21 protein-coding genes and 1 pseudogene are annotated in these 26,817 nt (G+C 61.2%); 11 read left to right on the forward strand and 11 right to left on the reverse strand.

The genetic code is table 11. The features are described from left to right. The first annotated feature begins 44 nt into the window (after window positions 1–44). Window positions 45–1,229: an acetyl-CoA C-acyltransferase gene (locus G3N93_RS00165; protein ID WP_206131996.1), complete on the forward strand. Its 1,185-nt coding sequence runs from the start codon at window positions 45–47 to the stop codon at window positions 1,227–1,229. Between the two features lie 531 nt (window positions 1,230–1,760). Here G3N93_RS00165 and G3N93_RS00170 read toward each other — a convergent pair. The 3 genes and pseudogenes from G3N93_RS00170 to G3N93_RS00180 form a co-directional block, all read right to left on the reverse strand. Next, entirely contained in the window at window positions 1,761–3,383 is a 1,623-nt protein-coding gene (locus tag G3N93_RS00170; protein WP_206131997.1) for an AMP-binding protein, read from the reverse strand. Window positions 3,384–3,874: 491 nt separating this feature from the next. After that, a pseudogene (locus G3N93_RS00175) lies at window positions 3,875–4,081 on the reverse strand (porin); the annotation flags it as partial. A gap of 126 nt (window positions 4,082–4,207) precedes the next feature. Then, window positions 4,208–6,655 (reverse strand): AsmA family protein, encoded by a 2,448-nt coding sequence (locus G3N93_RS00180; RefSeq protein ID WP_206131998.1) that lies wholly within the window; start codon window positions 6,653–6,655, stop codon window positions 4,208–4,210. 67 nt (window positions 6,656–6,722) lie between these two features. Here G3N93_RS00180 and G3N93_RS00185 point away from each other — a divergent pair, with 67 nt between their 5' ends. Beyond that, window positions 6,723–7,487: an alkaline phosphatase D family protein gene (locus G3N93_RS00185; RefSeq protein WP_241026327.1), complete on the forward strand. Its 765-nt coding sequence runs from the start codon at window positions 6,723–6,725 to the stop codon at window positions 7,485–7,487. 16 nt (window positions 7,488–7,503) lie between these two features. On the opposite strand, the gene G3N93_RS00190 is transcribed toward G3N93_RS00185, so the two are convergent. Together G3N93_RS00190 and G3N93_RS00195 are read right to left on the reverse strand one after the other, a co-directional pair. Then, a complete protein-coding gene (locus tag G3N93_RS00190; RefSeq protein WP_174933710.1) occupies window positions 7,504–7,650 on the reverse strand; it encodes a DUF3096 domain-containing protein in 147 nt (48 codons plus the stop codon). Between the two features lie 595 nt (window positions 7,651–8,245). Next, window positions 8,246–8,758 (reverse strand): low affinity iron permease family protein, encoded by a 513-nt coding sequence (locus G3N93_RS00195; protein ID WP_206131999.1) that lies wholly within the window; start codon window positions 8,756–8,758, stop codon window positions 8,246–8,248. Between the two features lie 912 nt (window positions 8,759–9,670). Here G3N93_RS00195 and G3N93_RS00200 point away from each other — a divergent pair. The 5 genes from G3N93_RS00200 to G3N93_RS00220 all read left to right on the forward strand — a co-directional run bounded on the left by G3N93_RS00200 (window position 9,671) and on the right by G3N93_RS00220 (window position 14,662). Continuing rightward, window positions 9,671–10,546 carry a phytanoyl-CoA dioxygenase family protein gene (locus G3N93_RS00200; RefSeq protein ID WP_206132000.1) on the forward strand — a complete coding sequence of 292 codons (876 nt, stop codon included), beginning with the start codon at window positions 9,671–9,673 and terminating at the stop codon, window positions 10,544–10,546. A gap of 107 nt (window positions 10,547–10,653) precedes the next feature. Further along, window positions 10,654–10,842, forward strand: a complete 189-nt coding sequence (locus G3N93_RS42380; RefSeq protein WP_374196387.1) for a hypothetical protein — start codon at window positions 10,654–10,656, stop codon at window positions 10,840–10,842. Between the two features lie 1,093 nt (window positions 10,843–11,935). Then, on the forward strand, window positions 11,936–13,204 hold the full coding sequence (locus G3N93_RS00210) for an aminotransferase class III-fold pyridoxal phosphate-dependent enzyme (RefSeq protein ID WP_206132001.1): 1,269 nt from the start codon (window positions 11,936–11,938) through the stop codon (window positions 13,202–13,204). Between the two features lie 52 nt (window positions 13,205–13,256). After that, complete coding sequence (locus G3N93_RS00215) at window positions 13,257–13,493, forward strand: hypothetical protein (RefSeq protein WP_206132002.1); 237 nt, start codon at window positions 13,257–13,259, stop codon at window positions 13,491–13,493. A gap of 263 nt (window positions 13,494–13,756) precedes the next feature. Beyond that, window positions 13,757–14,662, forward strand: a complete 906-nt coding sequence (locus tag G3N93_RS00220) for an NAD(P)-dependent oxidoreductase (RefSeq protein WP_206132003.1) — start codon at window positions 13,757–13,759, stop codon at window positions 14,660–14,662. A 171-nt stretch (window positions 14,663–14,833) separates the two neighbouring features. On the opposite strand, the gene G3N93_RS00225 is transcribed toward G3N93_RS00220, so the two are convergent. The 5 genes from G3N93_RS00225 to G3N93_RS00245 all read right to left on the reverse strand — a co-directional run bounded on the left by G3N93_RS00225 (window position 14,834) and on the right by G3N93_RS00245 (window position 19,337). Further along, window positions 14,834–15,244 carry a hypothetical protein gene (locus G3N93_RS00225; protein ID WP_206132004.1) on the reverse strand — a complete coding sequence of 137 codons (411 nt, stop codon included), beginning with the start codon at window positions 15,242–15,244 and terminating at the stop codon, window positions 14,834–14,836. A 51-nt stretch (window positions 15,245–15,295) separates the two neighbouring features. Beyond that, a complete protein-coding gene (locus G3N93_RS00230) occupies window positions 15,296–15,985 on the reverse strand; it encodes a hypothetical protein (protein WP_206132005.1) in 690 nt (229 codons plus the stop codon). A 205-nt stretch (window positions 15,986–16,190) separates the two neighbouring features. Then, a complete protein-coding gene (locus G3N93_RS00235; RefSeq protein ID WP_254601431.1) occupies window positions 16,191–17,339 on the reverse strand; it encodes an MFS transporter in 1,149 nt (382 codons plus the stop codon). A 241-nt stretch (window positions 17,340–17,580) separates the two neighbouring features. After that, on the reverse strand, window positions 17,581–18,459 hold the full coding sequence (locus tag G3N93_RS00240) for a phytanoyl-CoA dioxygenase family protein (protein ID WP_206132006.1): 879 nt from the start codon (window positions 18,457–18,459) through the stop codon (window positions 17,581–17,583). A gap of 20 nt (window positions 18,460–18,479) precedes the next feature. Further along, window positions 18,480–19,337, reverse strand: a complete 858-nt coding sequence (locus G3N93_RS00245; protein ID WP_241026328.1) for an NAD(P)-dependent oxidoreductase — start codon at window positions 19,335–19,337, stop codon at window positions 18,480–18,482. A gap of 781 nt (window positions 19,338–20,118) precedes the next feature. Between G3N93_RS00245 and G3N93_RS00250 the strand changes: the two genes are divergently transcribed. Both G3N93_RS00250 and G3N93_RS00255 read left to right on the forward strand, forming a co-directional pair. Beyond that, window positions 20,119–20,748, forward strand: coding sequence for a TetR/AcrR family transcriptional regulator (locus tag G3N93_RS00250; RefSeq protein WP_174932359.1), 630 nt, complete (start codon window positions 20,119–20,121; stop codon window positions 20,746–20,748). 586 nt (window positions 20,749–21,334) lie between these two features. Then, window positions 21,335–21,934, forward strand: coding sequence for a TetR/AcrR family transcriptional regulator (locus G3N93_RS00255; protein WP_206132007.1), 600 nt, complete (start codon window positions 21,335–21,337; stop codon window positions 21,932–21,934). Window positions 21,935–22,076: 142 nt separating this feature from the next. Here the strand turns inward: G3N93_RS00255 and G3N93_RS00260 are convergent, their stop codons facing one another. After that, a complete protein-coding gene (locus G3N93_RS00260; protein ID WP_206132008.1) occupies window positions 22,077–23,537 on the reverse strand; it encodes an aldehyde dehydrogenase family protein in 1,461 nt (486 codons plus the stop codon). Window positions 23,538–24,103: 566 nt separating this feature from the next. Here G3N93_RS00260 and G3N93_RS00265 point away from each other — a divergent pair. Further along, window positions 24,104–25,084: an aminotransferase class IV gene (locus G3N93_RS00265; protein WP_174932977.1), complete on the forward strand. Its 981-nt coding sequence runs from the start codon at window positions 24,104–24,106 to the stop codon at window positions 25,082–25,084. 405 nt (window positions 25,085–25,489) lie between these two features. Further along, complete coding sequence (locus G3N93_RS00270; protein ID WP_241026329.1) at window positions 25,490–26,809, forward strand: DUF1329 domain-containing protein; 1,320 nt, start codon at window positions 25,490–25,492, stop codon at window positions 26,807–26,809. The last annotated feature ends 8 nt before the right edge of the window (window positions 26,810–26,817 follow it).

A 26,817-nucleotide genomic window follows, 5' to 3' on the forward strand; every position in this document is an offset into this window, starting at 1 on the left:
CCGCGTCCACTTCTTCGCTTTCGTTCAATTTATGAGGATGTCATATGATTGATGCTGTCATCGTTTCCACCGCGCGCACGCCGATCGGCAAGGCATATCGTGGCGCATTCAACCTCACGCACTCGCCCACCCTGCTCGGTCACGCGATCAGGCACGCTGTACTGCGCGCGGGCATCGAACCGGATCGCATCGAGGACGCCGTGATCGGCTCGGTACTCAACGCGGGAACCGCCGGCAACAATATCGCCCGACAAGGTGTGCTGGCGGCCGGGCTGCCTGCTTCAGTCGGCGCGCAAACGCTTGACCGGCAATGTGCATCGGGCCTGATGGCGATCGCCACGGCCGCCAAACAGATCATGTGCGACGGGATGCAGGTCGTGGTCGCAGGCGGCCAGGAAAACATCTCGGCGGTACAGACACGCTACTTCGAGTGGACGCGCGCCGACCAGGATCCCAACGTGCTGGCCGTGCAACCCGCCGCATACATGCCGATGCTCGAAACCGCCGAGTTCGTTTCCCGCAAGTACGGAATCGCCCGGGACGTGCAGGATCAGTACGCGCTCGACTCCCAGCTTCGCACTGCCGCGGCACAAGCGGCAGGCCGCTTCTCGAACGAAATCGTCCCGATCACGACACAAATGCTGGTCGTCGACAAAGCGACCGGCGAAACGTCGCGGAAGGAAGTCACGCTCACGCAGGATGAGGGGAATCGTCCCGGCACGACGCTCGAATCGCTTGCCGCTCTCGCACCGGTGGTAGACGGTGGCGTCGTGACCGCCGGGAACGCAAGCCAGCTTTCGGACGGCGCAAGCGCCTGCGTTCTGATGAACGGCAAGACCGCCGAACAGATCGGCGCAACGCCCCTCGGCATCTATCGCGGCATGACCGTCGTCGGCAATGCGCCCGAGGAGATGGGCATCGGTCCCATCTACGCGATCCCCAAACTCCTGAAGCTTCATGGCCTGACAGTCGACGACATCGGACTGTGGGAGCTCAACGAGGCATTTGCATGCCAGGTGCTGTACTGCCGCGACAAGCTGGGAATCGATCCGGCCCGATACAACGTCAACGGCGGCAGCATTTCGATCGGCCATCCGTACGGGATGACGGGCGCCCGTCTGGTCGGACACGCACTGATCGAAGGTAAACGACGCGGCGCGCGCTACGTCGTCGTATCGATGTGCGTGGGAGGCGGAATGGGCGCAGCCGGCTTGTTCGAAGTTGTCTGACGGAAAGCGCCTTCACCCGCAAAAACGAATGGGGCGGCAGCCCCGTTCATGCGGGTCTTGCATACCTTTCCGGGGATGCTTGCCGAACACGAGCCGCGTGGCGAGCCGTTCGTGCCTCGGTTGACAGGTTTCGCTCTTGAACCGGCACGCTGGTGTGTCGGCCCATGTGTCGCGACACACCGGCTCACGCGGCGAAATCTTTTGGCGGAAGTGCCGCGCCAAATCCCGGCCAGCCTCCCCACCTCGATTGCCGCTGTATTTTCGCATCACTCCCTTACCGTCGTTTGATGAGGGCTGAAGACGTGGTAGCGGGTGCGTCCTCCCTGATGTCCGAGGAATACGCCTGCCGGAAAGAAGCGCCGGGAATGAATGCAGCTGCTGTCGCTGACCTTGTGTCGCAAGCGCGCCTGACGCACCATCGCGCCCGGCGCCGGCGCGAGACGGACTTTTTCCGTCATGCCATTCGCGCGCCGGTTCGGAGACTGGCGATGCGGACCGCTCGACCTTCCCGCATCGCCTCCGTCGATCACGTCAATGGTTCGGCGCCCGCAACTCGCGCCGAAGGATCTTCCCGACGTTGCTCTTTGGCAGGCTGTCGCGAAACTCGATGCTTTTCGGGCGCTTGTAACCCGTGAGCTGACCTTTACAAAACGCCATCAGGTCTTCGAACGTCAGCTCTGGATCTTTCCTGACCACGAACAGCTTGACGGCCTCTCCGGAATGCTCGTCGGGTACGCCGATGGCCGCGACCTCGAATACGCCAGGGTGGTTGGCAACGACCTCCTCGATCTCGTTCGGGTAGACGTTGAATCCGGACACGAGGATCATGTCCTTCTTGCGGTCGACGATTCGCACGAATCCATCCTCGGAGATCGACGCAATGTCACCCGACCTGAAGAAGCCGTCCGCGGTCATCACCTTCGCGGTCTCGTCCGGTCGCTGCCAGTAGCCCGCCATCACCTGCGGACCGCGAATGCACAGCTCTCCGGCTGCGCCGGGCGGCAACTCCTTGCCGTCGTCGTCCCGGATCGACACTTCGGTGGAGGGCAACGGCAGGCCAATCGTGCCGTTGAACTCACCACCGGCCACGGGATTGATCGCGACGCAGGGTGATGTCTCGGACAGCCCGTATCCGTCGATGATCGGCGCGCCGGTCATCTCCTTCCAGCGCTTTGCGACGACTTCTTGCGTGGCCATCCCACCGCCGTTGGCCAGCAGCAGATTGGAGAAATCGAAGCGCGAGAATTCGGGATGATGGAGCATCGCGTTGAAAAGCGTGTTGACGCCCGGAAAGCTCGTGACCTTGTATCCGGCGAGCGACTGGATCATCCCGCCGATGTCCCGCGGATTCGGTACCAGTACGCAAAGCCCACCCGTGTGCATCGTCAACAGGCAGCAAACGTTGAGCGCAAAGATGTGATAGATCGGAAGTGCCGCCACCGTGATGAACTGCGTCACGTCGGGGCGCCAGTCGCGAGCGGGTTTGAGCCAAACGTCCGTCTGCAATACATTCGCGACGATGTTCCGGTGCAACAGCGTCGCGCCTTTCGACACACCGGTTGTCCCGCCCGTATATTGGAGAAAAGCGACATCGTCCGGCGACGGGGAAGCTGGTACGAAATTGGCCCGACGTCCCTCCTCGATCGCGTCGTCGAATGTCGCATGCGGGCTCGGCTTCCGTTCCGCGGCGGAAGCGTTGCCCTGCGCGGCAACCAGAACATGCTTCACCTGCGTGTGCGCAATGATTGCATCCAGCGTCGCAGTGCAGCCGTCGAGAATGACGATCGCCTCCGCGCCACTGTCATTCAGCTGATGCTGCAGCTCGCGGGGCGTATAGAGCGGGTTGACGTTGACGACAACGTAGCCGGCGCGCAGGGCGGCACAAATCGAGATCGGGTAATGCAACACATTCGGCATCATGATGGCGACGCGCGCACCACGCTCGAGCCCCCGTGATTGCAGCCACGCGGCCAGCGATCGAGACAGCTCGTCGAGCTCACCATAGGTGATCTGCTTTCCCTCACACGCAAACGCCGGATTCGCGTGAAACTTGCGGAAGCTTTGTTCAATCAGCGCACTGATGTTTCGATACGCGCTGCAATCAATCTCTGCCGGAACTTCCGGCGGATAGGCATCAAGCCAGATCTTTTCCATACCCAATCTCCTCTGTCCCGTTTGAATAATTGCGCGACGCAAATCGCCTCGTCACGCGCGTGAACAAGCCGGGGCGCCTCGAACCACGCGAGCGTCATCCCGCTTCGCAACGATATGGCTGCGTGGTCGACCGACAGTCGGCGGCGCCGTGGATCACGTTGTCGGCCTGCAGTTGACGGGCGACGGCCACTATCCTGTTTGTTTCGCCTCCATCGCACCCTGCTTGGCAGGCAGACTCATGCCCCCGAAACCCGACTTCCGAGTCAGGGGGCTACGCCAAAATTGGTCAATTGATATGGTCATTTGACCACACAGGGAAACTTGCGGCAACTTGGTAGTTGCACGAGGCTGCGACGCGGGATCTGTCGATGCCATACTCGAACCGAAACACGGGCCATCGATGTTGAAGTTCGTCGATATTGCTCGTGGCTTCCGCCAAAACGCGCATCGTGCCCGTTTGTTCCGCCAATGCAGGACGACACCCGTGACGCTTAGAAGCGGTGACGCAGGCCGACCGTTGCCGCAGTCTGGCTGACCTTCGAGCTCGGGAACGCGTTGATGTCGCCGTTGTAGATCGATGCCCCCAAACCGGCGCCCTTCGTACCACGCTGGTACACCATCTGAGCATAGACGTCCGTACGCTTCGACAGGAAGTAGTCGGCTTGCACGCCGAACTGATTCCAGTGCGTGCTGCTGCTGATTTGGCTTCATACGCCTCGTGCCTGATCGCCCGGCCGCCCATGGCAATGTCCTGGCCTGCGCCCGCCACCGTCTCGCAGCCGGCGAGCACGGCAGTGTCGGCAACAAGAGGAGCCCCGGCTCCCTCACTCCGCATGCCCGGCTTCGGCACCAGCGGGCGCCGAAGCCGAAGAAGCCGCCGGCAGCGCGTTCATGTACGCCGGCGCCGCCTTCGTCTTCTGCCTGACGCCCGGCGGTGGCGCCGTCGGGTGCCGCTCCATGTCGGCCAGCATCTGCCCGCACGGTAACGGGCGATTGCGGCCCGGCTGCAGCAACGCGAGCAGGCTGGCGAGCGGATTCAGCAAGCCCAGCCCGATCGCTGCCCCGCCACGCGCGATCAGTGCCCCAGGCTTGACGCCGACGTGCGGTTGCTTGAAGGATCCGGTGACATACAGCGGCGAGCGTAGAGAGATGATCCGGAAGCCCTTGGTATGAGGATGGACCGTCAGGTTCATGGTCTCGTCCCGCAGGTTCACGTTACCGTCGATCCCGATCACCGCATCCTCGGTGTCGAGCGCGAATACGCGCGAGTCGAGCACGCCATTGGTGACCACGAAATCGGCCACGCCGCAATTGATCTTGACGTCGCGTGTGCCGAACAATTTCTCGTACACCACGTTTGCAACGTTCAGCCCGGCGGCTTCCATCAGCAACAGGCTCACCGTGCCGTCGGTCACCAATGTCTTCACTTCCCCATTGGAAGTCGCGGCGAGTGCGGCCGGCGAATTGCCGGTGGCCGAAAACGCGGCATCGCCGTTGACCTCGCCGAGCGCCGTTTGCATCACCGGGAACGTCGGGAACAGTTGCTTGAGTTTCAGATGTCGCGCCTGCAGCGTGAACCGTCCTTTGAGCGGCACGCCGCTACCGTTCAGGTGAATGTTCGAGTCAAGCGTACCGCCCGCGACACCGAAGTTCAGCGGGTTGAGCGTCAGCACACCGTCATGCATCACGACGTGGGTAGACAGGTCGGTGATCGGCAAGCTCGCGGTCTTGACGATGCGCCGCCCGGTGAATCGAACGTCGGCATCGATCTTCTTCCAGCGGTCCGTGCGAAATGCCTCGACCGGCAACGCCTTGTTCGCGGGCTGCGCGACCGCGACGCCCCGCCGCGCCTTGCTGGCATTCGTGTCGGCGCCGATGAGCGGCGCAAGATCGGAAAACTGCAGCAGCCTGGACTCCAGCGCGCCGGACAGGAGCGGCCTCGGTTCGCGCGAAACGTACACCAACGTGCCATTGATATCGCTGCCACCGACGCGTCCCGTGAAGTTCTCGTACTTGAAGACGTTGCCGGACGCCCGGAACTGGCCAACCAGTCGGCCGTCGGTCGCATAAGGAGAAGTTTCGGGCAGCGTGATGCCCGTGACGTCATACAGCTTGGCCATGCTGGTGCCCGCAAGCCACAGCCGGAGATCGACCGCAGCCAGGTGAGCGGGGTCCGTCAGCGTGCCAACGAGCGCCAGGTGCGTATCGCCAAAGCGCAAATCGGCCTGAACCGGAAACGGGCGTTGCGCACCCTGCACGTCCAGCAAGTTGCCGACCTTGCCCGTGCCGGCGACCTTGCCGTTCTTGTAGGTCCCCTTGACGGTCCAGCCAATCGTGTAAGTGCCGACGCCGGTAGATGCCGCGGGCGCTGCGCCCGCCGATGCACGCGTTGTCGCCGAGGCCGCTGCGCCCGGTGCTGCAGCAGCGGGGGCGTTCGATACCGCCGCCGGGCCTGATGCAGCCGGGGCGATTGCAGTGCTCGAGGTCGTCGCTGCCGCATGCGAAGCAGCAGCCAAGGCTTGCGAAGCCGCTGCCGATGCGCGTGACGCCGCTTCAACACCCGACGCAGCCGCCACCGGTTGCGCCGAACCCGCGTGCGCCTGGGCCGCGAGCTTCTTTTGACCTGCCGGCCCGACGGCCTGTGCCGATTCGCGGTGCGCCAACGCCTCCTGCTGCTTCATCACCGCGCCGAACGGAATCGGTTGGCCAAGCGTATCGACCACGGCGCTCAGATCGAATTGCTTCTGCTGGTCGTAGTAGCCGAGCTTGCCGTGGGCAAACGCGATCTCATGCAGGTCGAGCGTCCATCGGCCCGATTGCGCGGACTGCTTCAGCTTGAACGTCCAGTTGGCTCGGCCGTCCTTCAGGCGTTCGAGATCGACGGACGGATTGACCAGGTCGATGGCCGGAATCACGATGCGGCGTGCCATCAGCGGCAGCGCCTCGACTTCGAAGCTGATCGCGTCCAGCGTGACGAAATCCTTCGTGCGCGCCCAATCGGGGTTGGCGATCGTGACATTGCGAGCGACGAGTCGTGGCCATGGCACCCACGCGCGCCAGCCCCGCTCGCTCACGGGCCGACGCCACCCGACCTGCAGATCGCCATTGATGGCGAACTGCCGTCCGATCGCGTCCGACACCTTGTCGTCGATCCAGGGCCGGGCTCGATTCCAGTCGAACGTCACGATGACGATCACCAGCGCGGCAAGCGCCAGCGTGACGATCACGGCAAGCCACGCGGCCGCCTTGCCGACGGTGTGGCCGATGTGCATGGCTCACTCCCTGAGTTTGCTGCACGATATCCAGCAATTCGTGTTCCTGAATACGTTTTGAACGGAGATGTCTGATGGTATCGACCCGGTGCATGGCGACGACGCAGCCGGCTCGCGCTACTTCGTCAAGCAGGATGTGCTGCAGCGTGACGAGGCGCGCGATACCCGGCAGCTTGGCCGCCCGCCGTCGATGCTCGGCCCGGAACAAACACGATGGTGGAAAGCCGCGATGAAGGGCTCGCCGGCAACCTGGAAGGTATGGGGTAACGAAGTGATGCTGAACCGTCCGTGGCTCCTGATGCCAGGTGCACCCAAGACACCGGCGGCTCGCCTCGTGGTCGATTGCGACGCATGGGACGGCTATCCCGCGCACAAGCACGAACTGCTCGCTTACTTGACGGCGCACGGGATCCACAACGTCGTCGCGATCACCGGAGACCTGCATGCATTTCAGTGCGGCATCGTGCGGGACGATCCCGATCCCGCGACGGGGGTGCCGGTCATCGTCGATTTCGTCTGCGCCGGCATCAGCAGCATGTCCTTCTATTCCTACCTGAAAGCCGCATGGGACGGTACACCGCTCACGTCGATCGCGGCCACGCCTGCCAGACTCGACAGCTTCCTGACGGCGAACAACCCCGATCTGTGCCACGCCGACCACGACGCGCAGGGTTATGCGTCGGCCACCGTCACACCGGAATACTTTTCCGTCACGTTCAACAAGGTGAAGCCGTTGAACCCGGACGGAGCCGCGCCCGCGGATGCGCTGCTTGGCCGCACGCGATTGACCGTACCCAGGGATTCAGTCGAGGTACGCGTCGAACACCTCTAGATTCCGACGCGGCGCATCAGTGGAAATGTCCGCCGAAAAGCCCGAGCAATCCGATGACGATCAGGTAGATTGCGACGATGTAGTTCAGCAGGCGAGGTACCACCAGAATGAGAATGCCGGCGATCAGCGAGACCAATGGGCTCAAGTTCGTGAATGTGTGCATGGCGTTGCCCTCTTGACAATGGATCGCGAAATCGCTGGTGGAGCACCTCTCCCGAAACACCGGAAACGATGTCGCCTGAACGTGCATTTGCCGCCCGTCGACATCCGGTTGCCCGGCCGAGACAAGCGCGTGACCCGAAGCATGCCGACGACGGAACGACAGGCACCCGGCGAACGCGCTGCCCGCCGCCGCGAACCGTACTGCATCAACGTGCGCTTCGTAGCTGCACGCGATTCTCCACACATGCGGAAGATCCTGTACCGAAGCAGGTGATGTGAACGACGGACATTCGTCGTGCAGCGTTCATTTGAAGATCGGAGCGATATTCGTTCCCGCCCCGACGCGCGCAGCGTCGGTTCCTCGAATGAGTAGCCTGCGCAATACGGAACGAACGGCCGGCAAACACCGAAAAGATGCAACGCGCGATCCGCTGTGCGAACACTTCCACGCCTTCAATCAACGGCGCTCGCGCATCCCACAGCGCTTCGTCGTACAGAAGCCGCAACCCGCCGCGACACCGGGACAGAATTGACAAGCGCTTGAAAAAGCGTCCGCGGATCGCGTGCCGGTCGTTGCGCGGTCGCGCTGCCGCCCGTCACGATTCCCGCGAGTGGTCGGCCCGCTTGCGATCGCGGCCGTCGTCCTGTTTGTCGTCCCGGGCGGCCACCCGCTTCGCCAAGTCGAGGTAGGTCTGAGCCATCGCGCGCAGTTCTTCTTCCGACGCGTCCTCGATCCCGATCAGCCGGTCGCTTGCCGCGTGCGTGACGGCGACGAGTTCGTCGAGCTTCAGGTGCATCGCGACACTGTCGCGATTCTGGTTGCGCTGCAGCAGAAACACCATCAGGAAGGTGATGATCGTCGTCCCGGTGTTGATGACAAGCTGCCATGCATCCGAGTAGTGGAACAACGGCCCGGTAACGAGCCACAGCACCGTCAGGGCCACCGCACTGCCGAACGCGATCGGCGAACCGGCCCACACGGTTACGTGCGACGCAAACCGTTCGAACGCGCGCGTGACGGGATGCCTGACCGTGACCGCCCGTGGATCGGCCGAGGTCCGGTCGTGCGTGCCAGATCCGGCGCGGGATGGATGGTTCGCTTTATGCATGGGCGCCTCGCGGAGAAGGATGTCGATCTTGGCGCACGCAATGGCACGGGGGCAGCCCCGTACGCGAGCGCTTCCGACGAGCGAGCAGCTTGCATGCCCGATCCCCTGGTCCGCGCCACACCTCTTTGCAGCAGATATCAAAGCGACACCATGATCCGCTTCCAAAAATGTCTACTCCAAGCAGTACAGGTGACTTTTTTTGAAATCGCGTATCGCGCCCACCGAGCATCGCGACCATTGGCATGAGTCAAAACCGGCTTGTTCCCGATATTTGCGACGATAACGTTCCAGCCCGGCGAGTTCGAGCCCCTCATCAACGATGCGTGCTCGATTCGGTACCGGAGTGGTGCACGTCCGGCAACTTGACCGCCTCCCGCTACGGCTACTCCCGGGCCGTGTGCGCGAACCCGAATGCAAGACTTAAACCGGCAAGGTTCGTCGCCGCGGGCGTGACTATTCGATCCCGGATCACGTCTCGTCACCCCGCGCCAGGCGTGACCACAACTTTCGCATCCACGCCAGAACGACCGCGCTCCGTTCATTGACTACCCCATTCGAAAGCGACGGGTTAACCATGATCGACCGTCGAAAAACGCCATGTTAACTTCCTCGATCATACGACTTGGTCATTTGACCTGATTTGTCACGAATACGCCAGCTCACCGGAAACCCAGCGTATGGCTCCATGTCAGTCGCTTCTGGAAACGGGTGCTGGATCACCCGGAGGTCGCGACAACGCTGGAAGGAACGTGTGCGCTTCGTTAACTGGCGTAAAGGGAACGTATGGCAGAAAGCGAAGGCATATGTTGTCAAATGACTCAGTCAATCATTCAGCTTGATGTCTGGATCACCACCCAAGTCAGAACGTGACGTCGCTTCTGATCTAACCGTCCACACAACTTTGAGGCAAACATGAACGCAAATATTCAGAACATTCAGGACTCCCTCCCTACCGTCTCCAAGCAGACCAGCGCGCAAGAGATCGTGTCGCTCATGAATCAATACGGCGGAGTCCGGATCAAGAATTATCTGACCCAGGAGCAGGTCGCGAACATCAACCGCGAGGTCGATGTTCCGCTCGAGCGGCTTCGCGAAGGATCGTCGCACGAAAACGAACTGATCAAGGAATTCCACGGCACCTATACCAAGCGCCTGACGAACATGGTCACGCACAGCAGGACTTTTGGCGACGTGCTGGACGACGAACTGTTTCATGAACTCGGCGAGGTGCTCTACCGTGAAGAGTCCGGCGACTGGTGGCTTTCGACCGCGCAGGTCATCGACATCGGCCCGGGCAACACGGCACAGATGCTGCATCGCGATGTCGGCAATTTCCCGCCCCTGTGCGCGCTCGGAATCAACGGGCCTACGGTGTTCACCAACCTCATGATTGCGCTGACGCGCTTCACCGAGGAAAACGGCGCCACCCGAATCATTCCGGGGAGCCAGAGCTGGGACGAGGACTACTTCGACAGCAAGGGCACGCCCGACATGACCATTGCCGCCGAGATGGACGCCGGCGACGCGTTGCTGTTCAGCGGAAAGGTGATCCACGGCGGCGGCGCGAACGTGACGCAGAACGAACGCCGACGCGGGCTCACGATTCCGATGCAGCCGTCCTACCTGACGCCGGAGGAAGCGTATCCCTTCATCGTCGACATGGACACCGTGCGACGCCTGTCGAAACGCGTTCAGCGAATCATCGGCTTCCGCTCGCAATATCCGGCTGGCACGCCGGGCCTGTGGCAAGTCGACTACGACGATATCGCAACGCACCTCGGCCTTTAAGCCAGGAACAGAGGCCTGCGTCGGTCCGGGAGGGTTGATCCCCCCCCCCGGGATTCCGTGATGCACCTGCGCGGGCCTCGACAGCATCACCACCAGCGAGACACCCCATGAAGATCGACCTGACGAATCGCGTTGCGATCGTGACCGGTGCAAGCGCCGGTCCCGGGCGCGGGCATACGCTGTTGCTGGCCCGGCTGGGGGCAAAGGTCGTGGTCAACGACCCGGGCAGCGACGTGCGACGAATTCGGGGCGGCGGCAAGCAAACCCGAGCGCGATCCGAACAGCCACTCGGCTGACGGACAGCGCAATGCAAGCCCCCCCTCTTGCGCCATCCCGGCCATTGGCCCTCGTCGGCCAGGATCTGCGCGTATCCGATTGGCACTCCATCGACCAGCCTTCGATCAATGCATTTGCAGGCCGCACGGCTGACCACCACTCGAATGTGGGGATTGCGTGCCTTTCGGGGGATGGCCCCCAAGAATCGACTTTCTATTGCACCTCATCCAACTCAGGAGCGTGATCATGGTGAAGCGTTTATTTGTCGCAATCTCTCTCGTTGCCGGAATCCTTCTCATATTAAGCCCGGGATTCATGGTTCTCTACCATATCGAGCACTACGACTCGAGCCAATAAGCTCCACCTGGAAAGATCGAACATGCCTGCGTAGCCTTGCGACGCGGATCGTGTCGATCACGATCCGCATCGCACACTGCTCGCCCTTCGGCGGCGGCTTTCGGTCTTGAACCGGCCCGACAGTTTGCGGGTCCACGCGTCGAGGACGCGCGGGCCCGCGCGCTGCGGATGCGTTCGGCTGCGTCGATCAGTCTGCCCCTGCCATACGCGCAACGTGCGTCTGGACACGCCCGTACGCACCACGATCTCCCACGGCGAAGTCTTCAGGCGGAAGTGCACCGTCACCCGCCCCAGCCCGCCTCCCCACCTCGATCGCCCTGCATCCCTGCTCGAAGGTTGAGCGGGGATTTTCATTATGCGGATCCGATGGCGCCGCCGCACGACACGCGCCGGCGCACTGCCGCTGCCGTTGCTCATCTCCTCCCCCGCCGCGGCATACCGAGCGTGACCTCGATCCACTGCTGTGCGGGGCTAGTGGAAAACGCCAATTTCCGTACGGCCGACATTTATGGACACTAGACTTGGTCAAATGACCAATTCGCATGAAGCGACGACAGATACCCAAGTGCGCGACGCAGCGAGGCTGCATTCGCGACGCGAGGCTGGACGGTGTGTCGATCCAACGACGAGACGCGAGATTCCGGAAGCTGTATTCCCCCAAATTCCGGCATCCGAACACTTGGTCAAATGACTCAGTCAAAAGAATTGATATCGGGTCTGACGTTCCAGGAACGAATTTTTCACAAGGAGTCGAGCATGGACAGGCTGGCAAAGAAGAACGAGTGGTTCGCAAGAGCCGAAAAGGTCATCCCGGGCGGGATGTACGGTCACCAGAGCGTCAAGTATTTGACGGAAGATTTCCCGCTGTACTTTGCAAAAGCGAAAGGTACCCATCTCTGGGACGTCGATGGCAACAAGTACATCGACTACGTGTGTGGCTACGGCACGAATCTGTTCGGCTACGGCAACGAGCGGATCGAGCAGGCCGCCGCCCTCCAGTTGCAGAAGATCGACACAGCGACGGGCCCCAGCGAGGTGATGGTTCAGCTTGCCGAGGCGCTCACTCAACAGGTCAGCCACGCCGACTGGGCGATGTTCTGCAAGAACGGCTCGGACGCCACGTCGATGGCCATGGTGATCTCGCGCGCCTATCGCGAGAAGCGCAAGATTCTCGTTGCGCGCGGTACGTACCATGGGGCGTCCCCGTGGAACGTGCCCTATACGACGGGGATTACCAAGGAAGACCGGGCTCACATCGTCTACTTCGAGTACAACGATATCGAGAGCCTCAATGCCGCCGTCAAGAGCGTCGACGGTGACGTAGCGGCCATCTACGCTACGCCGTTCCGGCACGAAGTGCTCTACGACCAGTTTTTCCCGTCGATCGAATACGCGAAGGAGTGCCGTCGCCTCGCGGACGAGCAGGAAGCGCTTCTGGTCGTCGACGAGGTCCGCACGGGGCTGCGCCTGTCGCGTGATTGTTCGTGGTCGGACTGGGGCGTGCACCCGGACCTCAGTTGCTGGGGCAAGGCCATCGGCGGCGGCTATGCGATCGCTGCGGTGCTCGGTTCGGACAAGGCGCGAGAGGCCGCGACGAACGTTTTCGTCACGGGCTCCTACTGGCTCTCGGCTGTGCCGATGGCCGCGGCGATCGAAACGCTGCGCCTGGTACGAGAAACGGACTACCTCGAACATACCAAGCGGTTGGCGGACAAGCTGCGCGTCGGCATCGCGGAACAAGCCGAGCGGCATGGCTTCGAACTCAAGCAGACCGGGCCGAGCGTCATGCCGCAGATGCTTTTCGCGGGTGACGACGAGCTCGTGTCGCGCGGCCGGGCGTGGGCTTCGGAAGTCATCAAGAATGGCGCCTATCTCCACCCGTGGCACAACATGTTCTTCACGGCGAGCCACACCGACGACGACATCGCACGTACGCTCGAGGCGACCGAAGCGGCATTTGGCGCGATCAAGCAGAAGGCGATTGCAGTGAGTCGCCTGGATATCCTGGACACCGTGCAGCGTTAATGCCGGATGCGCTTGATCGGCGCGGGTGTTCCGCGCCAGATCTGGAGCGCGCTTGACAGCATTTCGGATCCAGCCGGATCCGACCAAGGCACCAGCTGAAAGGCGAATTCGGCTGGTGCTGCTTCTTCGAGAGAAGAGCCAGGATAACTATCGTTGGCAGGTCATTCAGGGGCCATGCCTCGACGATCGTCGTGGCTTCATCCAGCGTCTCGAACTCATGCAGGTTAAAGCATTCGTCGCGGATCGATCCGGCGTTGCCCGACGTCGGTGGATGGCACTTCTCGCGTGAAACCATCCAGGATCTACCGCATCCGCCAACGCGATCGAACCACGCTTCATCGGCGCCGAGTCGACCAATGCGATGTGGAAGACCGACTACGGCAGGGTGCTGATCGAGCGCATCCCGACGCGGCTGCCGGGCAAGCAGGCAGGGCAACGACAGGTTCCTGCCACATGCGATCGGTGGCGGTCGACGGCGTGCCCCCTGTTCCTCGCTGTGCAATGCGAGTCCTCTTCTGAAGTTTCGTATACCCGATTCGAAGGAGTTTTGTGATGGCAAATACCGTACCGGCGCAGGCAATATCCGTCATTGGTCTCGGCGCAATGGGAGCGGCCCTGGCCAAGGCATTGCTTGCCGCCAATCATCGCGTCACCGTCTGGAACCGCACGGCAAGCAAGTCCGCGGCGCTTGGCGAGGTTGGCGCCCAGGTCGCACACTCAGCCGCGGAGGCGATCGATGCGAGTCAGGTCGTGATCGTTTGCGTACTCGACTATGGCGCGTCCGACTCGTTGCTGCGCACGCCGGACGTCGCGGCCCGTCTCAAAGGCAAAACGATCATCCAGCTCACGACGGGCACACCGGAGGACGCGCGAGATGCTGCGGAATGGGCCAAGCAACACGGCGTGGCTTACCTGGACGGCACCATCGGCTGCTACCCCAAGGATATCGGCACGCCGGACGGTTCGATTCTGTATGCCGGCTCGCGTTCGACCTTCGAAGCCCTGCGACCTACCCTGGCGAAGCCGAGTGGACATGCGTTGTTCGTTGGAGAGCGATTCGAGAATGCCGCCATTCTCGATGGCGCAGTGGTAGGTTCGTTCTCCCTGGGGGCCGCGCTCGGGTTTCTCTACGGCTCCGACGTGTGTTACGCCGAAGGCATCTCCCTCGACACCTACTTGTCACTTGCCTTGGCGCGTCGTCCCTTCGTTGAGGATACGCTTCAGACGTGCGTACAGATGATCAAGAAAGGGAATTACTCAGGGTCGCAGGCCACCCTCGACAGCTGGGCCGCGGGTATCGGACAGCTGGTGGCGTTCAGCCAGGAAAGTGGCACGGACAGCAGCTACCCGCAAGAAGTCCTGGCGCGACTCCAGCAGGCCATCGCCAAGGGACACGGTCAACATGAGCTGGCCGCCGTGTTTGAATGTTTCAGGAAGCCGCTCGCGGACCGGGGTTAGAGACAACCCGGCCCATGTCCCGTTCCGCTCTCAACGGCCCCGTATTCACGTCGTCTGTTGACGCCAGCGGAACAGGAAACGTCAGCATCGCGATCGGACGAGCGAAGGCATTCCGGTGACCGAGCAAAGGCGAGCGCGCGCAACTCATCTCGATAGCGCGTTCTCGCTCGATCACGGCTGTGCTGGCTTCGTGTGCACGCATCGTGCGGCGACGCCCACGACGCGCCGGACCGCGCGCTTGGGCAACTGCTCGAGTTCGTGCTGAAACCTCAGCTCCGCGCCGGGTACGCTACCGAGCTCGATCGCGGCCCGTCCGGTTCGTCGAGCTCGCAAGTTGATCGCCGCGTCACTCGCAGCACGAATCGATCGCGGCCGGCTTGTCATGCCTGGATGAGAGAGAAACGGCGGTCCCGTTCCGCAGCCGAAGGGCCGCAGACCTGACACCGGAAACAGAACCTCCACCGACTGCATGCCAAATTCTCCCCACGCTGCCCGTACGAGCGCGGCGTGGGTGGCAAGATATTGCTCGCGATCAAATGACACACCCTCCACGGCGGGATAGCTCACGATTGAAGTAGCCATCTCCGTTTTCCCGCATGAAGATCCAACGGCATTCCGCTGGCCGCACGGCAATCACTGCGGATTTCGTTCCAGGCTGCCAAGGGTGTAGCGTCGATTGAGGCTCGTTGCTTTTTCCTGCGCGCGCTCCAGCGCGCAATAGGCGTAATACAGCGAGACGGACAGGTAGGACCAGGAAAGCAACGCGAAGATATAGAAGATCATGTGATCATGGTCACCCGGTATAGGGTAGAAATCATAGGTGCTCGCAATGATTTGCGTGGCGACCAGTGCCACGATCACGCTCACGGCGTTGCGCTTGTCGCCAATTCGCAGCAACTTCCTGACAACGTACACGAGATACACCGAGAACAACGACCACATCACCAGATAGAAATACGGCTTGGGCTCAACCATGAAGTCTGCCGTCCACACAACGACGGTTCCCGCCAGCGCGCCCACCACATACAAGACCTCAGTGAAAATCGATGGTTTATGTCGGTGCGTAACAGCCATCATGCCGACGATAGTGATGATAGGTACGCCGAAACCTCTGGAAAATGCATCGCAAAAAAGCGAGTTACTGAGAAATGCGTGCTCGCCAGTCAGCGCATTGAGCATCAAATTCGATGCCGAGAACGTCGTCACCAGCCACTCGAATCCGAGCAGGCCGTTGCGCCGCTTGAGAAGCTTCACGCCATAGACGAGTGAAGTCGTTATCAACGCAAGATCGGCAAGGCAATAAAAATAAAATTTGAGTTCCATGACACATTCCAATGATCGTCAAGAATTTGAGTAACCATCGCGCTTGCCAACGTCGATACCCACCCTTGCATCACCTCTCGACGCGAGAAGGCGCGACCGGCATGGATTGGTTTCGCACCGGCATGTCAGGCGGCCGGCGCCGCCCCGGGCACCCGCAGGGGCCGGGGCGCGTTCGCGCGGCAAGCTGATCGCTTCGCCTCACGCATCAAGCGATAGCTGCCTCGGAATGTCGCGACCTGAGCTGACGGATCGCCACGCTGGTCAGAAAGATCGGCACCACCAGCAACCCGACGGACAGCCAGCCGACCGCACGCAAGCCGGCCGCGCTGAACACCATGCCGGCGATCGCGGGGCCCACCGCCAGGCCAAGATTGATGGCCGACGCACAGGTCGCGGTGCTTCTTCCGCTGGCGTCCATTTGTGAAAGTGCCCCCACCATGTAAGGGGCAACCAGCGTCGCACCGGCACTGATGAGGGCAGTCGACACGAGAAACGCCCACCTGCCGCCCACGCAATACATGCCGAGGCTGCATACGATCAGCAGCGCGAGCCCAAACGCGATCGGTTTGAACAGGCCAAAACGATCGCCCAGCCAGTTGACCGCCACCCCCACCGGCAACTGGAAGGCCGCATTGACCATGAACAGCATGCCGAGTTGCTCCGCTTCAACGCCTCGGGTTGCAGCGACCTCCGCGGCGAATCCCATGAGGGCCGTCTGCGAGACGTAGATGAAGAATGCGCTGATCAGAATCCCTCGGACGTCACTGGATTTGATGGCGTCCTTCGCGACCGTTTCCTCACTTGCATTGATGGCAGGATGCATGAACGCGCCAAAAAACAGCGCCACCACGACAACGGCGAGCTGGACGGCATCCACACCGATATTGCCGATCTTCACATTCACGATCGGGACGACGTACATCGCACAGGAAAATATGATGGCCATCGCGACAGCGACTTGAGCCGCGACCTTCTCCGGGTGCTTGACGTGTGCAATCACCCCGTACGCACAAACACAGCTGACGCCCAAGGCGGCGCCGAGCACCAGTTTCGCAGCGACGAATACATAAAAATTATGCGAAAACATCGCACACGTCGACAGAACGGCAAGCGCTGCCGCAGCGAGCGCCCCCGTTCTCTTGTTCAACGTCGCCATGTGACGACCGAAAATGATGATGGAAAGCGCAAGACAGAGCAGTACCGCGGACGCAAGCCATCCAGCGGTGCTTTCTGACAGTCCGAACCGGGCCATCGATTCTTCGATGTTGAACGGAAGCAGGTAGGTGGGCGTCCAGACCACGGCCCCGGTATAAAGCAGGGCGATTTTCCGGATTCCCTTGATTTCGTAACTCACGATCGACTCCTTGACTTTTGCACGAATGCGAAATCGTGGCGAGGCATCGAATTGCCCTCTTTTTCGCATCCGCACTGACACTGTTTCGAAGACTGCTTCGTCCAACCGAAAAATCGCAATTTCAGAATTGCTCGCGCTTCACCGACCTGTTGCATTCCGTCGATCGACTACGATGCCGTCAGGTGATGGAGTCGCCCGATTTCCGCGTGAAAGCCGGGCCCGGACTCCCCCATCCCGACCGTTAATCGAAGTGCCCGACCTCGAGGAAATCCTTCATTTTCAGCAGGTCATTCGGATCCGACATTTGACCGTTACGCTCGACGAAGCCGGCAAAAGTCGTGCCGTACGTCCAGCCGAGCAGGCGCTGCAGTTCTTCCGGATAGCGCTTCACGCGTTCGATCGGCAGCGTGAGGTACTGGTTTTCTTCCTGCCGGAGGATGGCCAGGTCATACGACATCGTCAGGCCGGTGCGCGGTGCATCGCTGGTGTTCTTTCCGCCCCCGTGATAGGTGGAGCCGATGAAGAACAGCGCATCGCCGGCGGACATTTCCGCGGAAATGGCTTCCTCCTGCTTGGGGCTACGCTCGTCGTCCCACTTGTGGCTACCCGGGATGACAAGCGTGGCGCCGTTTGCCGCCGTAAAGTCGGATACCGCCACCATGACCTGGAACCGGGCCTCGCGCCCATAGTTCGGGTGCCGCCAAAGCCATACGGAATCGTCACGATGCAACGGCTGAAGGCCTTGACCCGGCAGGATCTGAATGGCTTGCGTCACGCCCACCTGAATATCGGGAGCGATGTCGACCTGGTTTTCGCCACTCCAGATCTTGATCGGCGTCTGCAGGATGTTGCGCGCCGCGCCCAGATAGAGCGGATGCAACGCAACCTCGGCCATCCAGTCGGTACGCGCAAAGAGGCGCGAGACCCGACGCGTCTGTGTACCGGCGAAGTAATCGTCTACTCCGTTCGGAGCGGACTGGAGCGTGTCAAAGAGCGATCGCTGGATCTGCGCGAGCAAGTCGGAACCGAGAAAGTTCTTGACGATCGCTCCACCATCCTGGCGAACTGCGTTCGCCAGTTCTTCAGGAGTGCTATCGCTTGAAAGGCGTTGCAACGACATGGTGCTTCCTCCAACAGGTGTCAATGATTGAAAAGTGCCGCGTATCCTCGGTCACCACTGCCTTCTGCAATGGATGCCAGGATTCGCTCGCGTAGCGCCTTAAGAATTCGCGGCGGCTGCCCGATATCTTCCTGCGCCTGCTGAAACAGTCCGGTGGCCCGCGCGTAGATATCCAGATCTGCGCCTCGTGGTTGATAGTCTGAAGCCGCCACGGATTCGAACAGGCCCTCGATGAAGTGGGTCTGACCGGCGATATAAGTTGGGATCAGGTCGCGAATCTCGTCGATCGAAATGCCTGAATTCACCACGAATCTGAGACCTTCCAGGAAGGCCGCGCCAGCACCGAAAACGAAGGTGCCCGTCAACCCGGCATCGAGCACGTTCGGCACATCGGGTCTGGCACTGACGTAGGTCGATTGCGGCGCGATCTTTCGAAGCAGAGGCTCAACCTCGCTCCAGATCTTCTCGTCGCCACCCAAAAGGATGACGGCGCTCTCACGGCCGATATCGGGCGGGAAGCACTGGATTGTTCCGCTGATGAATTTTGCGCCGGCACCCGTCACGATTTGATCCAGTACCTGGACCTCGGATGGGCGCCCCGTTGCCAGATTGACCACCGTCTTCCCTTTCAGCCGCTCGCCCAGCGCCTCGAAGTCCGCCGCGAGGTCAATCGGTGTCGCCGTCACGACGACGATGACGTCTGCCTGATCGCAGGCTGCCGTGGCGCTATCGGCAACGCGTGCGCCCAGTTCATGCACGCGCTGCGCCTTCTCCGCTTTTCTGTTCCAGACGACGACCTTCTCGCCATCCGCAATCAGGGAGGCGGCAATTGCAGACCCCATCGCCCCCAGGCCCAAGACAGCAATCAAATTGCTCATTCGCATTCCCTATCGTTGTCGTTGACCACACCATCAAGAGAGATTCATCGTTCAAGTCAGCAAACAAGATCGCACGACTTGGTCATATGACCATAAAGCAACGCCCATGCCAACGCGATTCAAGTGATCATCCTTCCCTGTATTGCGGCCGACGCGCCCGGTGGCAAAACACATGCCCCGGAGCGGGGATTTCGCTGCACCAAGAGAAACCCAAAGTCACGTCAGCGGTGCAGACAAGTTGACTTGATCAAATGACCACGTATCCACAGGCACGAATCTTATGCCTCGACAGGACATTTGGAATACGGAGTTTCCATTAGCCACCTCGTGAAGGCGCCGTACAAGCCAACGCAGTTGCGCCCATTCCGCGCGACGCGTGGCTGCCCTTTTCGCCGACGCACGTCGGTCACCGCATTTGCGTATCTCCCGAGACAGCAGCATCGAAACCGGAACGCAAACGCCGCCGGACAAACGGAGCACCGCTTGATCAGCCGGGCCGATGCTCAATGAATGAGTGCGCCCCGAGTTCCCGAAGCAGGCTGCCGAGTCGCGTCGGCTTCGTGATGTTTGCCGGGCGTCGCGATGCACCGATGCGGCGATCACGCGCAACACGTCCCTGCGAACGACTTTTCCCGCGCCGCCATGGCGGCACAACATCCGTGCAGGACAACGCCTTGCATTGCTTGCGAAATGCCGTCCATCGTCATGCTAATATCCGAGGATTCGACTACCCTGCACGGGTAGCACCTTTGGACGAAGACATAAAACGGAGCTCTGGCCAATGCAGAGAGTACGGGCTGAAGTCCGCCGCCAGGACCTCGTAGCGGCGACTGTCGCAGTGATTGCAGAGCACGGCGTGAAGGGTGCCACGACCCGCCGCATCGCCGAGGCCGCAGGGTGCCCACTGGCTTCCCTGCACTACGTCTTTCACTCAAAGGACGAGCTGTTATTCGCGGTCTACGAGTCCTTGATCGACTTGATCCGCTCGGATAGCCCGGAGGCGCCGGAGCACGGCACCCTGTCGGAACTGGCGGAGTTCAACCTGCGCTCCGTGATGGCCTGGTTCGAAGCAAACCCGGCATACGCAAAGACTCAATCCGAGTTGTATACGTGGGCGCTCCGGCATCAGCCCGACATGGCCATTGGCGCCCTTCGCATATCCCAGGAAGGTGCCCGCGCCATGCTGGCCTCCGCCGAGCCCCGTGCAGATGCCAAGGCGCTGGATGCCATCGCGCGGCTGAGCATCGCCCTGGTCGACGGACTGCTTTTCTCGTGGTTTGCCCAGGAAGACTCGAAGCGTCTGGCCACCGATGTCGACCACGCCAGCAAGATGCTGGCCGCCTATGCGACGACGCTTCAGGACGCTCGCCCTGCCGCCAAGACCCCTCGCAAGTCGGTACGGAAGCAATAAGCCCCTGCCACCTGCCCCGAGGCACCGGCTCCCCGGTGTCCTCGCGGCGGCAGCGTCACGTCGCCTCTTCAAAATGACCGCACGGTGCGCGGCGCATGACATTTTCAGCGTTGTCCCGTGCGCCGCCCTACTCGCCAGCGCTGCTCGAAGGTGCTTTCACGAACCGTTGTGCGCGTCCGGCTGCGCACGTGCGACGCGAGGTGATGGGCACCGCCGCAAATCCACACGGGCTGCGACCAAGCCGCCCGTTTCCCATCGCATGGAAGCCTGACGCTCCCGGCTGGCGGCCCTCGGTCTTACGTTGCCGCTCTCGCGCTCACGGGTTTACCTCCATCGACAACGCCTCTTTGTCTGCTTAACGTTGACCGATCAAATGATCAAGTCAATCGATCATATTCTCCAGAATCCGCTCAACCAAGCGAACTGATTATTCAGGGCACCCGTGGCCCGGCTCATTCATGGACAAACTTTCAAGAAGCCGACATAATTCACGAGCGTTATGGTCACTTGACCATGTATCACGGATAAACACTACACCTGTGTATGACGTGAACGGAAGAGGATTTTCGGGTACCGGAGTTTACCAATGACAAGAGTTCGCGCTGCGTTGCGGCGACAAGATTTTGTTGACGCTGCCGTTGAAGTCATCGCCGCGCACGGCGTTGCCGGAGCCACCACGCGGCGAATCGCCGAAGCCGCAAACTGCCCTCTGGCATCGCTGCATTATGTATTCCATACCAAGGACGATCTGTTCGACGCGGTTTACGAATCCCTGTTCGACCTTCTCGCGGCGAATGCCCCCGCTGACAGGGAGTTTCATTCTTTCGGCGAACTCGCCGGATGGCAGCTGCGCAAGATGGTCGAATGGCTCGTGCAGCATCCGTCGTACGCCCGCGCACAGTCTGAACTGATCCAGTGGGCAGAGCGTCATCGCCCCGATTTCGCGTTGAAAACCTATGTCGAGACGATCGAGCGAACGATCGCTTACCTCGGCAAGTGCGCGCCACAAGTCAACCATGACGCGATTGAATCCGTCGCCAGAATGAGCATCATCCTGATCGATGGATTGCTGAACAGTTGGCACGGGGACACGACTATCCGCCAGCTCAGAGCGAACCTGGATCATGCAAGCTCTGCGCTGGAGGCGTTTGCCACCTCCCTCTCGAGCTCGACGGTACAGGCTTGAGCGTCGACACGGCGCATCATTGCACCCATAGCCGGCAGCCCGACAGCACCCGTCAGCGCTCCGCCACATCGCACGCTTCGATCTTGCCGCCTTTCCGTAGACGGACGTCCGCATCCCGCCGGACGCCCGTCGTCGATTCCCGCTAGCTGACGGTGCCCGGCGTCGCGCCGAACATCGACTTCGTCTCCAGGAACTCCTCGATACCGGCGTAGCCCCACTCTCGTCCATTGCCGGATTGCTTGTAGCCACCGAACGGCGCCGCGATATCGACAGCCGCGCCGTTCAAATGCACCATCCCCGTCCGCAATTTTCTGGCGACGCGCTCCGCCTGTTCGATCGAGTCTCCATAGACGTAGCCGGACAATCCGTACGGCGAGTCGTTGGCGATGGTGACGGCGTCCGATTCATCCCGATAGGGGATGATCACCAATACGGGGCCGAAAATCTCCTCGGTTGCAATCTTCATGCGATTGTTCACGCGGCTGAACACCGTCGGCTTGACGTAGTAGCCTCGCTCAAGCCCGGAGGGATTGCCGAGCCCACCCGATAGAAGCATCGCGCCCTCGTCGATGCCCACCCGGATCATCTCCTGCACCTTTTGATGCTGGCGCTGGTTCGCCATCGGCCCCATGGTCGTACCGGGATCGCGCGGATCACCGACGACGACCTGCCCGCATGCAGCGACCGCGATCTGCTCCGCCTCCTCGAGCCGATGCGCCGGCACCAGCATGCGCGATGGCGCGGTGCAGGTCTGGCCGGAATTGGCCATCATCTGGAGCACCCCGTGCGTGACGCCCTGCTGAAAGTTCTCGCTATCCAGAATGATGTTCGCCGACTTGCCGCCCAGCTCCAGCGTCACCCGCTTGATCGTCGTCGCAGCGGCCTGAGCGACCTCCACGCCAGCGCTCGTCGAACCCGTCAGCGACACCATGTCAAAGAGCGGGCTGGACGCAATCGCCCTGCCCAGGCGTTGACCGGCGCCCTGCACGAGATTGAATACGCCGGGCGGTACGCCGGCCTGCTCGAGGATCTCGGCGAGAACGATGGCCGAGTACGGTGCATTCTGACTGGGCTTCAACACGATCGTGCAACCCGCCACCAGCGCCGGCGCCACTTTGCACATGACCTGGTTCATCGGCCAGTTCCAGGGCGTAATCAACCCACACACCCCCACCGGCTCCTTGACGATCCGCGACGTGCCCTGGGTTCGTTCAAACGGATACTGCTTCGCGACTTCCAGGGTCGTATGGAGGTGCCAGAGCCCCAGCGCCGCCTGAAGCGGGCGAGAGATGGCGTCCATCGGTGCGCCCATCTCGAGCGTGATTGCGTCGGCCATATCCTGCAACCGCTCGGTGTATGCACCGATCACGCGCTCGAGCAGCTTGAGCCGCTCAACGAGGGGCGTGTTCGAGAATGCCGCGAAGGCGTCGCGCGCCGCCTCCGCGGCCAGGTTCACATCGGCTTCGTCAGAGAACAGCAACACGCCGGAGACTTCGCCCGTCGCGGGATTGATGATGTCGTGCTCTACGCCACCGTTCGCAGGCGCTACCCAACGGCCGCCTATGAACGCCTTGCGGAGATGGTCTGCTTCGAAAATCGGCATCTGCTCGCTCCATGTCAGTTGGTATCGAGGGCGAGTCTTCAGCCTTCTGGATCGCCCGGGAGGATCCATACTATCGTCTTTTTTGATCATTTGGCCAAGTCACATGACTCGGTAATAATCAGTATTGCCACCGGCCCGCCAAAGTAAGACGCTTCAGGGAACGAACAGTCATGCCGCTGCAAAAGTTCTGCAGCGGGTGTGACGCGATGATGATGGAGACGACACCACGAGGCGGCTTCCGGCGAAGCTCGCGACACGCCGAAGCCACTTTTCCCAGGCGGATCGGTTTGGTCTGCCGAAACGGACATTCGACCATCACGGCCGGCAGACAAAGGTCTGCTCGCCGCTCACGTATCCAGGCAGGCCTCACAGAGGGTTAACCTTCATCGACAAGGAATTTTTCGAGCAATACTTTCTACTACACGGTCATTTGATCAAGTCATATGGCAGACTTCACGCCGGATAGCCAGGAAGTAAGCAATCCGCAAAGAAGCGCACCGCGATCCGGTCGCTTTTGACGTCAACATCGAACGACAACACTCCCACGGGAGCGAAAGGTAATTACCATGGCAATCATTCAAGTCCAGCAGATCATGCACGAGAACCCGCTGCATGCTCGCGCTCCGCATGAACCCCGCTACGAAGATGGCAGCGCCTTTTGTGACGGCAATTACGTTCCCATCACCGAAGCGACCGTCCCGCTCGTCGACGCGGGATTCCTGCACGCCGACGCGGCCTACGATGTCGTCACCGTCTCGCGAGGCAACTTCTTCCGGCTCGACGATCACCTCACGCGCATGGAAGAGTCGTCGGCGAAGTTCTTCCTCGAGAATCCGTTCAATCGCGAGCAGGTCAAGGAGATTCTCCACAACCTCGTGCGCAACGCCGGCCTGAAGGATGCGTACGTCTGGTGGTGCGTCACCCGCGGCCCGCTGAGCGTCGATCGCCGCGACCGCGGCGCGATGAAGAACGCGATGTTCGCGTTTGCCGTGCCGTTCTTCTTCCAGGCCGACGACGAAGTCCGCACGCGAGGCTCGAACCTGCTGATCAGCAAGCTGTACAACCGCATTTCCGCGAAGGCGGTCGATCCCACGGCCAAGAACTTCCACTGGATGGACATGAAGCTCGCGCTGTTCGAAGCGATGACGCAGGAGAAAGACTGGGCGGTTCTCGTCGACGAAAGCGACAACCTCACCGAAGCAGCCGGTGCGAACGTGTTTTTCGCCAAGAACGGGGAGCTCTATACGCCCGCCGAAGGCTGCCTGCTGGGCATCACGCGCCAGAGCGTCTTCGATATCGCCGCCGAGCTCGGCATCAAGGTGAACATCGGCAAGTACACCGCGACCCAGCTGCGCGAGGCCGACGAAGCATTCACCTCGTCGTCGGCAGGCGGGATCATGCCCGTCAGCGCAATCGACGATCAGCCGCTCGGCAGCCGCAACGGCCCCGGCCCGATCTCCGAGAAGATTCACAACCTCTACTGGGAGAAGCGCTGGGCAGGATGGCACGCGCAGCCGGCTGAGTACTTCTCGTCGGTCCCGGCATAAGCCGGAAGCCAGAAGCCGTTCAAAAGTGGCGCGTACGAAGCCGGCCCGGTCGAACAAGCCGCATCCGGCCCTGGTAGGCGCCCAATAGCTGCATGCATTGACGAACCGTCCGGCGCCCCACCCAGGCGCCGGGCAATACGAACTTCTACGTCATAGCGATGACCTGAAGTTCGGTGATTCAACAAAACAAAGTACAAGCACACCCCAATTCATTTCGCATAGCTAACAAACGGACAGGACTATCGGTACCTTCATCCGTATTCACCTATGCACAACCCTTTGGCGGGCGCACGTCACCTGGTCAAGGTCAAGGAGATAGCCGTGGTCAAGACTCATGCTTTCAAGAAATCTGCTTCGCTCATCCGATCGGCAGCGAAATTGTCCGTCATCGCTTCCGCAGTCGCGATGTCTTTGACCGGTGCGCTTGCGGAAGGTACGGATTCGTCCCACACGCCGTCGGGCGCCGAAGTCGCCGGCACCGCGAGCGGCATTCCCGCGTGGACACCGGTGGGCAACGTCGGCTCGGGCTGGAGTTACGGCAAGCGCCGCGCGGATTTCTTCAAATACAAGTCCGACAAGCCGCTTTATATGATCGACGCCAGCAATGTCGACAAGTACGCGGACAAGCTCAACCCCGGCCAGATTGCGCTGTTGAAGAACCTGAAGGGCTTCACGATGCCGGTGTATCCGTCCCGGCGCACGTGTGGCGTTCCCGATTTCGTCGCGGAAAACACGAAGAACAACGCGGGCTTCGCCAAGATGAACGCGGACGGGTCGGAGCTCTCCGATGCCCATCTCCCCGGCTACCCCTTCCCTTCGCCCAAGACCGGCGCGGAAGTGATGTGGAACGCGAAGCTGCACTACCGCGGCGCCGGCGTCGAGATGCGCGACATCATCACCGTCGTCTCCCCGCGCAAGGGCGCGTCCGACTGGATCAAGAACGTGTCCGATGCGTGGATCTACCAGCCGTGGGGCGACAAGGCCGGCACGACGTTCGCGAAGGTCAACCAGGTCGAAGGCAACGCCTACTACGCGTACAAGTCCCCGGCGGCCATTGCCGGCCAGGCCGCGATCTTTACGACCTACGCCGGCAAGCCGACCGAAGTCTTCTACTACTTCCCGGGCCAGCGCCGCACCCGCCGCATGCCGTCGTATGCGTACGATGCGCCCCAGATCGGCTTCGACAACCAGTACAACATGGATGAAGCACTAGTCTTCTCCGGACAGACGGACCGCTTCTCCTGGAAGCTGCTCGGCAAGAAGGAAATGATCGTTACCTATAACGACCTGGGCATGTACGACTTCTCCGACAAATTCGAAGACGCCTATGGCCCCGACTTCGTGAACCCGTCGAAGCGTCGCTACGAACTCCATCGCGTATGGGTCGTGGAAGCCACGGTCAAGCAGGGCATGCGCCATACCGCGCCCAAGCGCCTGTTCTACGTCGACGAAGACAGCTGGAACTACCTCGGCGCGGTGGACTACGACGCGCAGGGCAACATCTCGAAGGTGCGCGAGGGTTACGTCATTCCGGTGTACGAGACGGGGAGCTGCGACACGCTCGCATTCGCTCAATACAACCTCGTCGATGGCCGGTACCTCGTGGACGGTTCGATGCTCGCGGCCGGACGGGACGCGAAGTGGTCGGTCGATTCGTCGGCGGACCAACACTACAAGCCGAGCTTCTACAACGCCGATAATCTCCGTGCGTTGAGCGAGCGTTGACAGGGGCC

This window comes from Burkholderia sp. Se-20378 (genome assembly GCF_017104665.1).
In the GTDB taxonomy this organism is placed as follows: domain Bacteria; phylum Pseudomonadota; class Gammaproteobacteria; order Burkholderiales; family Burkholderiaceae; genus Burkholderia; species Burkholderia lata.